The organism is Spirosoma radiotolerans, from assembly GCF_000974425.1.
In the GTDB taxonomy this organism is placed as follows: domain Bacteria; phylum Bacteroidota; class Bacteroidia; order Cytophagales; family Spirosomataceae; genus Spirosoma; species Spirosoma radiotolerans.
Genome location: NZ_CP010429.1, coordinates 4,289,199 through 4,303,709, shown reverse-complemented (window position 1 = coordinate 4,303,709; position 14,511 = coordinate 4,289,199). Strand labels below are relative to the sequence as shown.

Annotated in this window: 10 protein-coding genes; 3 read left to right on the top strand and 7 right to left on the bottom strand. The window is 51.0% G+C overall.

Annotated features, from left to right (window positions below; translation table 11 throughout):
• Positions 1-277: 277 nt before the first annotated feature.
• The 5 genes from SD10_RS17490 to SD10_RS17470 all read right to left on the bottom strand — a co-directional run bounded on the left by SD10_RS17490 (position 278) and on the right by SD10_RS17470 (position 8,724).
• Positions 278-2,074 carry a glycoside hydrolase family 9 protein gene (locus tag SD10_RS17490; RefSeq protein WP_046575483.1) on the bottom strand — a complete coding sequence of 599 codons (1,797 nt, stop codon included), beginning with the start codon at positions 2,072-2,074 and terminating at the stop codon, positions 278-280.
• A gap of 59 nt (positions 2,075-2,133) precedes the next feature.
• Positions 2,134-4,299, bottom strand: coding sequence for an auracyanin family protein (locus tag SD10_RS17485; protein ID WP_052731214.1), 2,166 nt, complete (start codon positions 4,297-4,299; stop codon positions 2,134-2,136).
• A gap of 26 nt (positions 4,300-4,325) precedes the next feature.
• A complete protein-coding gene (locus tag SD10_RS17480) occupies positions 4,326-6,230 on the bottom strand; it encodes a 3-keto-disaccharide hydrolase (RefSeq protein WP_046575481.1) in 1,905 nt (634 codons plus the stop codon).
• Positions 6,231-6,587: 357 nt separating this feature from the next.
• On the bottom strand, positions 6,588-8,177 hold the full coding sequence (locus tag SD10_RS17475; protein WP_082111627.1) for a glycoside hydrolase: 1,590 nt from the start codon (positions 8,175-8,177) through the stop codon (positions 6,588-6,590).
• A gap of 148 nt (positions 8,178-8,325) precedes the next feature.
• A complete protein-coding gene (locus SD10_RS17470; RefSeq protein ID WP_046575479.1) occupies positions 8,326-8,724 on the bottom strand; it encodes a hypothetical protein in 399 nt (132 codons plus the stop codon).
• A gap of 312 nt (positions 8,725-9,036) precedes the next feature.
• Between SD10_RS17470 and SD10_RS17465 the strand changes: the two genes are divergently transcribed.
• The 3 genes from SD10_RS17465 (at position 9,037) to SD10_RS17455 (ending at position 12,664) form a co-directional block, all read left to right on the top strand.
• Positions 9,037-10,041, top strand: a complete 1,005-nt coding sequence (locus SD10_RS17465; protein ID WP_046575477.1) for an NAD(P)/FAD-dependent oxidoreductase — start codon at positions 9,037-9,039, stop codon at positions 10,039-10,041.
• A 1-nt stretch (position 10,042) separates the two neighbouring features.
• Entirely contained in the window at positions 10,043-10,366 is a 324-nt protein-coding gene (locus SD10_RS17460; protein WP_046575476.1) for a 2Fe-2S iron-sulfur cluster-binding protein, read from the top strand.
• A gap of 177 nt (positions 10,367-10,543) precedes the next feature.
• Positions 10,544-12,664, top strand: coding sequence for a S9 family peptidase (locus SD10_RS17455; RefSeq protein ID WP_046575473.1), 2,121 nt, complete (start codon positions 10,544-10,546; stop codon positions 12,662-12,664).
• A 106-nt stretch (positions 12,665-12,770) separates the two neighbouring features.
• Here SD10_RS17455 and SD10_RS17450 read toward each other — a convergent pair whose 3' ends face one another.
• Positions 12,771-13,700, bottom strand: a complete 930-nt coding sequence (locus tag SD10_RS17450; protein WP_046575472.1) for a nucleoside hydrolase — start codon at positions 13,698-13,700, stop codon at positions 12,771-12,773.
• A 32-nt stretch (positions 13,701-13,732) separates the two neighbouring features.
• Positions 13,733-14,500: a subclass B1 metallo-beta-lactamase gene (gene bla / locus SD10_RS17445; protein WP_227699000.1), complete on the bottom strand. Its 768-nt coding sequence runs from the start codon at positions 14,498-14,500 to the stop codon at positions 13,733-13,735.
• Positions 14,501-14,511: the final 11 nt, after the last annotated feature.

Below are 14,511 nucleotides of genomic sequence, written 5' to 3'. Positions count from 1 at the left end.
TGCTTGCCCTATTCACATGGGCAAGTTAAGTCTAAAAATTTGTTTATTAAACGGTAGGTATATTAAAACAGTAGAGAATCCAATTTATTCTGGAATAAATCGGATAGATTTATATTTTAGCCAGTTGAACGCTGATTTTTAACTAGATAGAATACGTTTTTTACAAACAAAGGCTTCTGCCGCCTAAGCAAGCCACACCTGTACAAGGTGGCCCGATTAGGCAGCAGAAGCCTTTGTGTAAGCCCTTCGGTACTGCTTACGATGTCCGTGTTTCTACTTACTTACGATATGCATTGGTTTTGTGATCACTCTGCAAGGCTTCGAGGGCGGCTGCCAGGTAAACGAATGGAGCGTTCCAGTTGATCGCAATTTCGTTGGAAGCATAGGAGCAATCGGCATCGAGATAGACTTCATCCGCAACGGTTGTGGTGTAACCCGTACACTTATCCTGCCGGGCTGCATTGGCGTTTGTACCTCCCGAAAGCAGACCGGGCACGGGGGCTTCGATGCCATCCGCTACGGACGGACGGTGATGCGGATGCATGGTCGATCTGTCGCCGAAACCCGTCAGAAATGAGTAGCCAACTGCATTTCGGCCCAGTAAATAATCCAGGTTGGTAAGCGCGTAGTGAAGATACTGCCCGCGGTTTGGCGAGTCGGTAAAGCGGTATGCCTGAAGAAGAGCGATGCCCTGGTTCGCGGCTTCGGAACTACTGCCCCAGGTGAAATCCTTGCCCGATTTGCCCATTACCGTCTGAAACGCCTGTTGATCTGCCCCTTTGATGAGTGAATCCGCCAGTGTACTTATCTGCTGTTTCACTTTTGGCAGGTCCTGTTTGCCGCGAGCCGTCAGTGCTTTTCCTGTCCGGGCCAGTGTATAGTAAGCCAGCGTACGAACTTGCGGCCAGGAAGGTAACGGGATTTTGGTGTCAGGAAAGAAGTTGACGGCCGTGTAGTAGGCGTCGTCTTTTGTTGTCGCGTAGAGTTCGGCAGCGGCCCAAATCCACTCATCGTCGGCGCTGCGATCTTCGTACGTACCCGTCGAGATATCCGGGTCATAGTTGTCATTAATAGCCTTCTGGTTATACAGCGCATTTGGGTTCGCTTTGGCCCAGCCCCAGGCTTTTACGGCCATCGATAAGCAAGAATCCGCCAGACCGGGCAGTTCTTTATTGTATGGTTTGAGAACCCGACTTGCCTGCGCCAGTACAGCCGCAAAATCGAGGGTGGCAGTAACACTCTTAGCTACGACATAACGCTCCTTTGTCGCCTTGTCAGGCATAATCATTCCATCGAAGCTGGCATTGGTCAGTTTGTGGTAAACGCCCCCATCGGCGGGATCCTGCATGGTCAGCATCCAGCGTAAGTTCCAGAGCACTTCGTCCAGCACATCGGGCACTTTGTTGGTACTTTCAGGAATGTTCGTGTTTAGCGTTTTTACATAATCCGGAAAGTCCTCACAAAGCGAGAGCAGCGTTCCCATCGTGATGCCGGAATTGACGATGTATTTGTTGTAATCGCCGGCATCGTACCAGCCTTTAGGCGATGAAATGACCGTTCCTGCCGGCCGGCTCGCGGAAGCCGCCGAGGGGTGAATTAGCACCCGTGTATCGGGGTGACCCGCCGGACGCGCCCATTGCCCGGCAAATTTGGCCGGTAAATCAATAGCAGTCCGTTGGTAGTAAAAACCTTTGATAGCCCCGATGGCGACGTCCTGGTGGACATTCGCCCGGATTTCGAACGGGTAGGAGTGACCCAAACCGGGGATGATCACCACATACGTACCCGGTTTCGTGACCGCCGAAAAATCGGCCGAGTGGGTTGTTTTTCCCGAGATGGCATTGATGCGGGCGCTGCCCAGTGTGCCGGTAAAGATTACTGTTTTGAGGTCTGAGGTTGCCACCTGAAAAGGTCCCTGTACCTCGCCAACGACGACGGCCAGTTTAGCTCCGTTCGGGTAAAATCCAACCTGGTTCAGTCGTATCGCTTCGGAAAGTGGCTGGGCAGATAGCTTACCGGATGCAAACAACAGGCTCAATGAAAGGACAGTTAATCCCTTGAATGCACAATTCATGATGTATTTTAATAAGACCAGTAAGGCTATTGGGGGCCTTACCGGCTTAGGAAAGACTATTATTTCACTACTTTCATGGTGCCCTGCATCACGTAAAAGTGGCCGGGAACCGAACACTCGTACATATAATCGCCGGGCTTTTCGGGGGCAATAAAATAAATGGACTCGTTGGTGTTGGGCTGTAACAGATTAGTGTGGTGCAACACCTTGTCTGTCTGCGGAATGTAATTCTTTTCCTGACCCTCAAGTCCAAGTTTCATGGCCAGTTCACCTACCTGAAGCGCTGAGCCAGGAGCTACCACCACAAAGTTGTGGAGCATGTCATCCTCATTGTTGAATACGACCCGTACTTTGCTGCCTGCTTTTACCTGAAACTGCTCGGGCGCAAACTTCAGGCCTGGTTTTGTGCCCATGTTAATCGTATAATCAGGTTCTGTCCAGGACGCAGGCATTTCCGTTACCCGTTTGGCCATTGTGCTACCCGTAGCTTTCACGGTGGCTGATTTTACCGATGTTACTTTCTTCGAAACTCCTCTGGTACTCACAGGTGGTGCCGTCGACGTAGATGCCGTCATCATAGCTGAGTGGTCATGAGCGGGCGTCGTAGCGGCAACGGTCAGCTTTTCGCCGTCGGGAATATTATTGAGCGTGTAGTAGCCAACGTTATGCAGTAACGCACGACCCTCTTTTGAGCGAACGCCCGGCGTCGTGATTTCGTGAATATAGCCTAAGCGCAGACTGTCGACCACCAACCGGGCTTTCAGGCCATCTTTCGATACCACAATACCACGAATCGGGCAACCACCCCGATTGATCACCGGGCTGCCATAGGTTGCATGGTACTTGTAATTGAAGCCTGTTACTTTGTACGATGCCGGATCTGCGGCTAATTCCTCATCGACTGGCTCGGTAAATTCAATCTCAAAACCATCCGGCATGGCGTGTATAGTCTTCATCTCAAAGGGCATTTTTCCCGTCCAGACTACCCGCTGCAGGCTGAAAAGCTCTTTACCTGTCGACGACCAGCCCCGGCTGGTCATCCCCACAAACATCGAGGCATCGTGGCCCCAAACGAGACGTAGTACGCCCGATGAGAAACCCTCCCGAAATGGGAATACAACACCCTGATAAACTCCCTTTACTTTTTCTAAATCGACCCGCGAGAGAATACTTTGCCCTTGGTCGCCAACGAACAACTGGTTCTCGAACGGCCCAAATTTTCCTTTCGTGTTATCTGTCAGTAAACCGGATGTTGAAATGCCCAGGATGCCGTGTGGCAACCAGACGGCAGGCGCTTTCAGGGCTGTAAACTTCTTGGATACATCGTAGAGGGGCTCGCCTGTGTTGGGAACATCCTGTGGCTTGATTTTTAGGGGTGAGCCCGGCATATCTGTCCACCGCAGACTTTCGGCATTGCCTAGGAAATCCCCTTTCTCGACCTGCGAAAGCCGGCCCGAGCCAACCCAGTCGCCCTGGTTTTCGGTGTAGAAGTAATCACCGGCTGCATTCATGCCGTAACCAGCGGGGGAGCGCATTCCCGCGGCAAAAGGAGTCATTTTTCCGTCGGGGGTAATTTCCAGCGTCCAGCCACGCCAGGGGACCAGGCTAACGCCATGTCCAAGGCTATTGCTCCAGCCCACGTTCAGCGTGACGAGCATATTGCCGTTTGGTAAAAACGTTGGGCCGTAGGAATACTCGTGGTAATTACCCGACAACGGCCAGGAGTAAACTTTATCGTAGGAGTCAGCCCGTCCGTCGCCGTCGGCATCGTGCAGGCGGGTAAGTTCGCTGCGCTGGGTAACGTAAATGTCTCCGTCTTTATAGGCCAGCCCCAGCGGTTCGTGCAGTCCATACGCAAAGCGTTTGTAGGTTGGCCGAATCGAACCACTGACATAGGGATTCGACACGATCCAGACTTCGCCCCGGCGGGTACAAACGGCCAGGTTACCATCCGGTAAAGTAACCATACCACCGACCTCCAGAATAATATCTTCCGGAACAGGTAGCGAAATCAGTTTATAAAAATCGTCTTCTTTTTCGGGATCTGCTGCCACCTTAGCCAGGCCTTTCGGGGCAGGCGCTGGCTGCTTACTACTAGAACTAACGGGTAAGCCCGTCTTGGACTGAATTTGCGCCTGGGTCGAAACGTGACTTACACAGGCAAGGCCAGACGCCAGCAGGGCGGTTCTGGCTAAACGTTGTATGGTCTGATGATTGATGTTCATGAGAAAGTTCGGTCAGAAAGTTGAGCTTACCAGATAATAGAATAGGTTATTGTACCGGCGGCAGTGGCTGGCTTTACGGGCAGCAGCATTTCTTTTGTTTTTTGCGCTGTCGTACGAATAACGGGCTTCTGTTTAGCCGGTAGCTCAATGAAGTACTGTTTGTCATTTATGGCATAAAGTCCGTTTGGCAACTCCGTAATGTCATTCCCTTCAGCAACCCGGCACCAGACTTCTCCCCGAGTGGACGCTCCCGGAGTGGACGCTCCCGGAGTGGATGCTCCCGGAGTGGACGCTCCTGACGAAGGTGTTACGGTAAAGGAATGTGAAAGCTTGTGCCCCTCTTCTTCAGCCGCAAACGATTCACGCACCTGCGAAGCACCCAGTGTATATTTGAAAATTGGCCGACCGTTGGAATCTACATCATAGCCCATGTTCATATAGGTAGCGTTGGAATCTGGCCAGGCCGCGTTCTGATCGGCGAGGTACGTGAGCGAAGGCTTGCCCGACAGTTCAATAACACTGCCCAAAGGAACCGATAACTGGGTTTCGCCCCGTCCGTACCACATCGGTGTGGTTTCCAGAAAGTTGCCCCGCCAGATTTGCAAAAATTCACCTTTCCGCAAATCGACGCTGTAGTTTACATGGCCTGGTTCGCCAACGGATATAGTATGCGTATGTTTCTGGCCGTGGTGATTGACAAAGCCACGCTGCATAACCGGCTCATCTTTGGCCTGCAGCGCAATCTCACCGACCGGCTCTTCGACCCGAATCACCTGATTCAGGGTTGTATACTGAACACCGGGGCCTTCAACGCCCAGAACAATATCGTTTCGGCGGGCATACCACAGCCCGAAGTTTTTGTAGTAAGCCAGCACCACCGGATGATCACCGGCTTCCAACTGTACCATGGCTGATGCCGTGCCGCCACTCTTGCCGCTGATGCTTAGAACGGGCTTATTATCGATCATCAATTCGCCAGCCCCGTTTGGATTTGCCGGGTTGGTTTCGGCCGGAATCCAGTTCAGATTCAGATTTAGTGAGTACTGGCCCGAACGGGGAATGTGCAGGAGGCCTGTAATTTTACCGCCGAACTTATCCCGGCTGCCGGGTGCCGAATGCGCCAGCATTGTAATGTCCATTTCCCGCGTGGGCGTGAGCGAACCGAAGTCATTTACCGATGCGAACTTGCCTTCGTAAGCACTCAGCTTCATGTTGGTGAGCGTTACGGGCTCGATTCCGTAGGACTTGTATCGGATGTTACGGATGGCTACCGGGCCATGATCGCCCTGAATCATGAGTGAGCCGGTGGGCTTTTCGTCCTGAAAAGCGGCTGAGCGCGTTGGTCCTAATACTTCGACGTTTTCCTGAACCGTTACACCGTTCAAAATGACCTTTAGGAAGCGGGCATTCGCTGTTTTTTCGCCCTTTTCATTAAATCGGGGTGCTTTGAACATAATGCTCAGGTGCTGCCAAAGACCAGGCGCTTTACTTACATTCTGGGCCGGTGGGTGACCTTCGTATCCTTTCCGGCCTTCGGGGCGGCTGTCGTCCCAGCGTTCATAAATTGCCCCGCAATCGCTCGCTTTCGGTACGCTGGCGCCCCAACTGTCGAACAATTGAACTTCATAACGGCTTTGGAGATAAACTCCTGAATTCGACCCTTTCTCCATCATAAAATCGAGTTCCAGGTCCAGGTCGCCATGTTCCATCTTGGTAAAAAGATGGTCTTTGCTTTTTCCGGATGGATCATTGACCAGAATGCCCGTGCCCGACTTTGTCGTGCCTTTACCTGGTTTGGTCAGGTCATAAAAAACATCACCGACGATTTTCCAATTGCTACCCGTTGGCTTAAAATCGTTGAGATTTTGAAGGCTAATTGTTGCGTAAGGTATTTGGTTTTGTTGCGCTGATGCACCTAGGGCGCAGAGCAAAAGGCAAAAAAGAGAACAACAGACGTTGCGTTGCATAATTAAGTAGAAACAAATGATAAGCAGGAATAAGGGTACTCAATAGCGTTTACAGGGCCACACAAGTAGAGCGCATCGACTCGATAGGGCAATAACAGAGCTTGGTCGGCAAAATATAAACGAGTGAAAGAACGAGTCTACTCACAGCCGAATACATAAGCCAAAAGCAGATCAAAAATAGTTGAATCTATTCATTATTTATGATAACAATTACAGGTCAGTTTGATAATTAACCTGCTGTTAATTGCTTTTTTAGGGTTCCTCCAGGCTGTACCGGGCACTACATTACGCTCAAAAATACGTTGCCCACTATGCCAACAACTACTCATACGTGCCAACCAGCGTCACAACTGATTTTGGCTCGGCCTGAATTTGGTTGGCCGCTACAATCGATTTGGCCAGTGATTTGGTATTCGTTGTTGTGTAACTCGCAAAACGATTATGCCTGATATGTACACCATTGATGGGCAGACTCACCGCATCTGATGTCATGTTGATGCAGACGAGTACCAGTTGTTTGCGAATGGGGTCTTTGTAGGCCGACACCATAAAGTGACTGGCTTCGGCTACTGGATTGCTGACAGCACCCAGGCGAACACCAACCCGTTTCATACCAGGCCGAACAAAACGGGCATAGTTGCCAAACGCCCATAACTGCTTGGAGTCCAGGACCTCGCCATCCCGTCGGGCGTTGTCATGCTTCTGATAAGTACCATCGGGGCCGTTGATGTAGACGAGCCCATCGCTATAATTGTACGGATTGATGGCCAGCCACCACTGCCATGAGGTTACATTGGCCACTGTCAGGTCATTGTGAATGACTTTGGCCACGTATAACCCATAATCTATTCCGGTGTGACGCGGACTGCCATTGTATTTGCCGCAAATATCGCCCAATACCCCAAATTCACTTTGCCACAACATCGGGTTACCAACAGCCTTGGCTCGCTGAGCGGCCCTCTGACGAATTGCTACTAATGTTGAATCGGAACAGGTTGTGAAATAACTGTGATAAGCCCAGATCGGCGCAACGTTGGGTTGCCTGGCCAGGGGCGAAGGGCCGTTGTTTGTAAAAAAGTAATCGAGTTGATTTCCCCGCCCACTTTCGGCTTTTTCGTAGAGGTAATTTAATTGGCCAGCTTCGCCTGTAACAACCGTCGTTTTGGCTTTACTAGCCAGCAACTTGGTCGATAAAGCACTTGTTACGCTGGCAATATCCTTGTTTTCGGCGGGCGAACCTTCCTGATTGGCCCTGCCATTTTTCCCGGCTGTCCAGTCCCACTGCGGTTCGTTGATGGGGCTGAGGTAATCGAGCTGGAAATGAGTGGCAACTGTCACTAAAAAATCGGTGAAGGACGCCAGGGCGGTTGGTTTGAGGTTAAAGCTTTTTCCGCCTGCCGAAAACGCTTTGCCATTGCGGGTCATCTGCACGGGTGGCGAGTTAGTAAAGCCCAGCGCATAGCGGACACCCCGACGGCGGGCTGCCTGCAGAAACCACTGGCTTCCGGCTTGTTTGCTCCAGTCGTACTGGCCATCGGGGCTGAGAAAGCATGCTTCCCGACGCCATTCATCCGTAATGAAGCTGCTGTCTTTCTGCTCATAACTCCCGGCGCCAATGTTCATCCGCCAGAGTGACAGGCCTATGCCTTTAGGCTGGCCATCAGACAGGGTATCCAAACTAAAGAGGAGGTCGGCTATCTGATTCTTCTTTGTTTCGTTTTGCCAGGTGCCAATAAACTTAGCCGACCAGCAATCCGATGCCCCAAAACTATGAATCGTTTGAAATTCCTCCTTTAGATTGAGGCTAATGGGTAAAGGAGCCCGAAGGGTGGACTTGGTAACAATGACTTTGCTGCCCAGGCTGGTCAGTACCAGTAAATTGAGTAAAACAGCTTTATAGACCAGTTTCATGGCAAACGAGGAATAGAACCCAATAAGGCGCTAGACCTTGAAGGTTCCTCGTGCCAGAATCTACCTGTTTAGCCGCCAAAGTAGCTGCGGTTAATGGAGTAGGCAATGCATAGATTAAGAACGCTGTCTTTTGTGATTCGCGTCCAAGCTATGCAGGCAGCAGGGTAGTTAACCAAAGTTTGGTTTGTGCCTGCTGGTTTAGTTTATTGATAATCCGGGTATGCGTAGCCAGCTTTTTATAGTTTTCTGCCCGTACTGGCTGAGCAGGATAATTTATCTGCTCCATATCGGCTACCAGTCTTCCCATTTGCTCTTGCATTATCTTCAGCAGGGTTATAATCTGATCAACAGGGCATTGTCCAATGTATAACCGACCCGATGATGTTGCCCTTGTCTTTTTCTCCGGCTTGTTCTGACTGATACAGGCCATCAGTCTGGTATAGTTTTCGTGCAAACTGGCAGTTGCCTCAGCCCATTCCGTCAATGTATTGAAAGTCGTATTTATCGTTTGTAATTGATTAGCTGTATGGTTCGGTAGGGCAGTCATATCGGGTGTTTTGTTAAATGGTTGACAATAAGAATAGTAGTTCTGTTGAACAAAATTTTGCACTATAGATGCTTACGTAAGAATGGTACAAGGTATCTAAGCAGACATGCTGGGCAATGTGAACGGGCCATCTTACTCATTTATCGGGCGACTCGATGAATGCATCCCGTATTCCATTTGTTAATACATCATCACAAGTTATGATAAGCCTCAACCGCAGGTGCGCCCTTACCTTTGTGAAGTAGACGGTTAAGCTTATAGTAAGTAACGAAAAAGATTGACGAGTCGATAAAATCGGCTCGTTCACTAGACATGATAACAACAGATATTTGCATAATTGGCGCTGGTCCGGTGGGCCTGTTTGCTGTTTTTGAGGCTGGTTTATTGAAAATGCGCTGCCACCTGATTGATGCCTTACCACAGGTGGGTGGGCAGCTTTCAGAAATTTATCCGCAGAAACCAATCTATGACATTCCCGGCTATCCGGCCATCAACGCACAGACGCTGGTCGATAACCTGATGGAGCAGATTGCCCCCTTCAATCCGGGGTTCACCCTGGGCGAACGCGTTGAGTCGCTTGATCGCCAGGAGGATGGCTCTTACCAAATTACCACCAGCGATGGCACAGCTGTGCATTGCCAGGTCGTCGTTATTGCGGGCGGGCTGGGCAGCTTTGAACCACGCAAACCCGAAATTCTGAACCTGGAACAGTTTGAAGGAAAGGGTGTTGCTTACATGGTCAAAAATCCCGAGCAGTTACGCAACCGGCGGGTCGTGCTGGCCGGTGGGGGCGACTCTGCCCTTGACTGGACCATTTTCCTGGCCGAAATAGCGAAAGAAGTAACGCTTGTTCACCGGAGCGACAGTTTTCGAGGAGCACCCGATTCGGCCGAGAAAGTGGTTGAGTTAGCTAAACAAGGGCGTATTAACCTCGTTCTTCAATCGAACATCACCAGCATCAATGGTAACGGCCATTTGCAGGAGGTTACTATTACGGCGAAAGACAAGTCCGTCACAACCCTGGAGGCTGACAACCTGATTCCCCTTTTCGGCTTAACGCCTAAACTGGGCCCTATTGCTGATTGGGGATTAAGCATCGACAAGTCCGCCATTAGCGTTGATACGACCGACTACTCTACAAACGTCGAGCGGATCTACGCCATCGGCGACATCAATACCTATCCGGGTAAGTTAAAGTTGATTTTGTGTGGTTTCCATGAGGCTGCTCTGATGTGTCAGAGTGCCTTTCATCATGTCCACCCAAATCAGAAACTGAGTTTCAAATACACAACCGTCAACGGTGTTCCTACCTTTTAATATGATTACATTCACAGTAGAAGACCGGGATGGCGAACAGAAGCCGGTAGAGGTACCCGAAGGCATTAGCCTGAGCCTGATGGAAGTGCTGAAAGCGTCGGACTACAACATTTTGGCAACCTGTGGTGGGATGGCTCTCTGCGCGACCTGCCACGTTCAGGTCGTGAACGGATTTGATAACTTACCGCCGGCGCAGGATCTTGAACTGGATATGCTCGATACCCTGCCCGACGCTGATTCGGATAGTCGATTGGCTTGCCAGATTCGGGTAGATGAGGCAGTCGAGGGAGCCCTATTTAGAATAAAGAGCGAAGAGCCTTCCTGAGTGAACCGCTTTCAGATTTTGTAATGAAATTTTCAGATTATAAGACCATGATAATGGTATTATAAAGCTGACTGTTAGTATTTTCTTTGCTCTGTTCGGTAGAATAGAAAATAAAAAGCTTATTTGAGGATGTTTCACAGACTTCTCAGATAAGCTTTTTATTTTAGCCATCAACTCATGAAAAAGTTTACGTTGCTGAGCCTGCTATTCGGGCTCTGGCTATATCAATCTGTTCAGGCTCAGACCTTCTCGCTGGAAGCGGTGAAGAGTTACCCCTTCCCAAATGAGCTAACCAGTTCGGCACAGGGGTCGCGTATTGCGTGGGCATTCAATGAGCAGGGTAAACGGAATGTATACGTTGCCGAAGGACCTGACTTTGCACCCCGAAAACTGACTAACTACACCGACGATGATGGGCAGGAAATTACGAGCCTGTCCATTTCCGATGATGGAAAATGGGTCATCTACGTGCGGGGGGGCGATCATGGTTCTAACTGGGACGACGAATTGCCCGTCAATACGATGTCGACGCCCGTGCCGCCCAAGGTTCAAATCTGGAGTATTCCCTTTGCGGGTGGTGAAGCCAAGGCCATTGCCGAGGGCGATGCACCTGCTATTTCGCCCAAAAGCGACCGCGTTGCCTTTATTAAAAGTGGTCAGGTTTGGGTAGCCCCCCTGGATGCGTCTTCAGCGGCAAAAGCCATGTTTACCGCCAGGGGTACAAATAGCTCCATTCAATGGGCGCCCGATGGCTCGAAACTGGCCTTTGTCTGCGACCGCAAGGACCACGCCTTTGTGGGCGTTTTTACCAACGAAACCACGCCCATTTTGTGGATCGCGCCGTCGTTCTCGCAGGATGAGTCACCCCGTTGGGCACCCGACAGCAAGCGACTTGTTTTTGTTCGCACACCCGGCTCCGGTGGTGCTCCCGACTCGCTGCTAACGCGTAAGCACCGCCCCTGGTCGATCTGGACGGCCGATGTTGCGTCGTCGGGCAATGCATCACAAATCTGGCAGGCTCCCAAAACGCTGGCGGGGTCAGTGCCTTCCACGCACGGAGGCTTTAACCTGAACTGGGCCGCCAATGAGCGCATTGTTTTTCTGTCGTATCAGGATGGCTGGCCGCATTTGTATTCCATTGCCTCGTCGGGAGGAAGTCCCTTGTTATTGACACCGGCGCCGTTCATGGCCGAACATATTACAATGAGCCACGACCGAAAATGGTTGTTATTCAGTGGGAATACTGGCCCCGATAAACTGGACATCGACCGCCGGCACGCCGTTCGTGTGCCTGTCGATAAAGCGGCTATGGAAGTATTGACACCGGGAGCGGGCCTGGAATGGACACCCGTCGTAACGGGGGATGGCGCTACCATTGCCATGATCAGTGCCACGGCCCAGCGCCCGCCACTGCCAACGGTGATGGCCTTTACCAAAGGGACACCTAAAGTATTAGCCCAGAATCTGGTGCCAGCCAACTTCCCGACCACTCAGTTGGTAATACCTAAGCAAGTTACATTTAAGTCGCCGGACGGAATGACCGTTCATGGCCAGCTTTTTGAGCCAACAGGTGGGCCTTCCAAAAAGCCCACGCTGATTTATGTTCATGGTGGCCCTCCGCGCCAAATGCTGTTGGGTTGGAATTACTCAGATTACTACGCCAATTCATACGCCCTCAACCAGTATTTAGCTGGTCAGGGATTTGTAGTGTTATCCGTGAATTATCGGCTGGGTATCGGGTATGGCTATGATTTCCATCAGCCGGCAAATGGTGGCGCAACCGGCGCATCCGAATACCAGGATGTTCGCGCTGCGGCCGTATGGCTTTCGGAGCAACCCCAGGTCGATGCCACTAAAATTGGTATTTATGGCGGCTCGTATGGCGGTTATCTGACGGCGCTTGCCCTCGCCCGTGATTCTAAACTTTTCGCGGCTGGTGTAGATATTCACGGCGTTCATGACTGGAGCCAGCAACGCTATGGGGTTAGCGCGACCGATCGGTTTGAGAAGGTCCCGGATGCCGATAAAGCAGCTAAAATTGTCTGGGAATCATCGCCGGTTTCATCGGTTAGTAGCTGGACATCGCCCGTACTCATCATTCATGGCGACGATGACCGCAATGTGCGCTTCAGCCAAAGCACAGACCTTGTCCAGCGTCTTGATAAACAGGGCGTTCCCATGGAAACGTTAGTGATTGTGGACGACACACACCACTGGATGAAACACACCAATGCCTTGAAAATGAGTGCTGCTACTGCCGAATACTTCAAACGAAAACTGATGAAGCCAAAGCAATAGTTTGTGGTTGTGGATGGTACGAACGTCTTCGTTCGTACCATCCACAACCACAAACCGTAAACTATAAATCATAAACCAGCACGACAGATTCAGGCACCGAGCCCAGTCAACGTTTAAACTGCGCTAGCAGGTAGTCATAAAAATAGGCCACATTCACATCCGTTGCGATGGTCAGCTCGTAGCCTGATTCGTCCAGGTACGTTTGTCCCGCATTGGGTGGCCGTGTACTGACGTTTGCTTTCACCCGTTCGGTGGTGAAGTGTTCGGGCATTGCTAAGTAGCTGGTTGCCAAAATGTCCCACATAAAATAGGTGTACTGATAACTTGGAATGGTGTCGATCGTTAGCGCCCAAAACTGGCCCGTAAGGTTAGATAGCCTGTAGTCAATCTGGGTAGCTAACGCGGACAGAAACGGCTTGGTAACCGGCACATGATTCGTTACATCCAGCGGAATGAGTGTCAGCGGTAATTCATAGGAAACCAGCTTTTGCGAACTGATCGGGTCCCAAAATACATTCCATTCGGCCGTACCATCGTGTTGATACGTCTGCACATTGCCTGGAACGCGAAACGCCCCGGCCATCCAAACGATTTCCTGGATCTTCTCTTTTAATTCCGGTGCTTTCTCCAGTGCCAGGACCAGATTGGCGCATGGGCCCGTCAGTAAAATGCTTACCTTTTCGGTCGCCTTCGTTAACGTCTCCATGATCAAATCGGGCGCACTCAAATAGGCGTAAGGATCGGGCGACTTGGGCAGATTGATGAGCAGTGGCAGGGCATTAATGATTTCGGGCCGTGCCCGCCATTCGCCCGGAAAGGCGTTGATGCCGTAATAGTCACCGCGCCCTAGGGGAACATGCTCCTGCTCCATCAGTTGAAGCAGCTTATACGTCGAGTCAAGGGCGGGCTCAATGTAGCAATCGGCGGGCGTGACCGTAACACCGATCAGCTGAACATCGGGCATGGTCAGGACGAGTAATTGCGATAACAGATCATCAATGGCCCCATCGTGGTCCATCAGGAGAAGTTTGGGCATGACAGAAGGAAGATTTTAAGATTTTTAACGGCTTACTTTTTGGCTGCGGCATGCTTGGCCAGCAGTTGCAGCGTATGCTCCATCGACTTTGAATCACCCCAGTCCTGATGGCCGGGTACCACAATCCGGGCTCCTCCGAACTGCTTCATCAGCGTTTGAATGGAGCCAGCCCATTGGTTGAGGTTCGCATCGGCGAGGTTTCCCATGCCAAAGGCCGCTACACTTTTTATCAGACAGCCGCCGTAGAGTATTTGCTGGTTGGGCAGCCAGACGACGATGTTATCATTCGTGTGCCCTTCGCCGGGGAAGAAACAACGAATGGGCTCCTGACCGATTGAGAACGTGGTATCGTTTGGTAAAATACCGTCGGGTGCCTGAAAGCCCAGTGCGACTGATTTTCGGGCGGTCAGTGGTGTGCTGATGACCCGGATACCTGCTTTGCGGAGTTCGCTGATACCGCCCACCCGATCTTCGTGGGCGTGCGTCACGATACAAAGCCGAACCGGCTGATGCAGGTTATTACTAACCCACTGGAGCAACTGGCGCGTATTATCGGTGTTGGTGTCCGTATCCCAGCCTGTATCAACCAAAACGACACCGTCAGTTGTTTTAATAATCAGTCCGTTAGACGGAAAAGGCGTTTTTCCATAAATACCGTAGGTTGTGTGGACATAAACCTGGTCGTTGAGGGGCGTAACCGCAAGCATTGGCCTGGCTTGAGCCTGAACAAAAAAAGGAATAAACAGAAGCCCTGCTAAGGCAAATAGCACACGCATACGTTGCGACTGAGAATGAATCATTTGCGTGGACT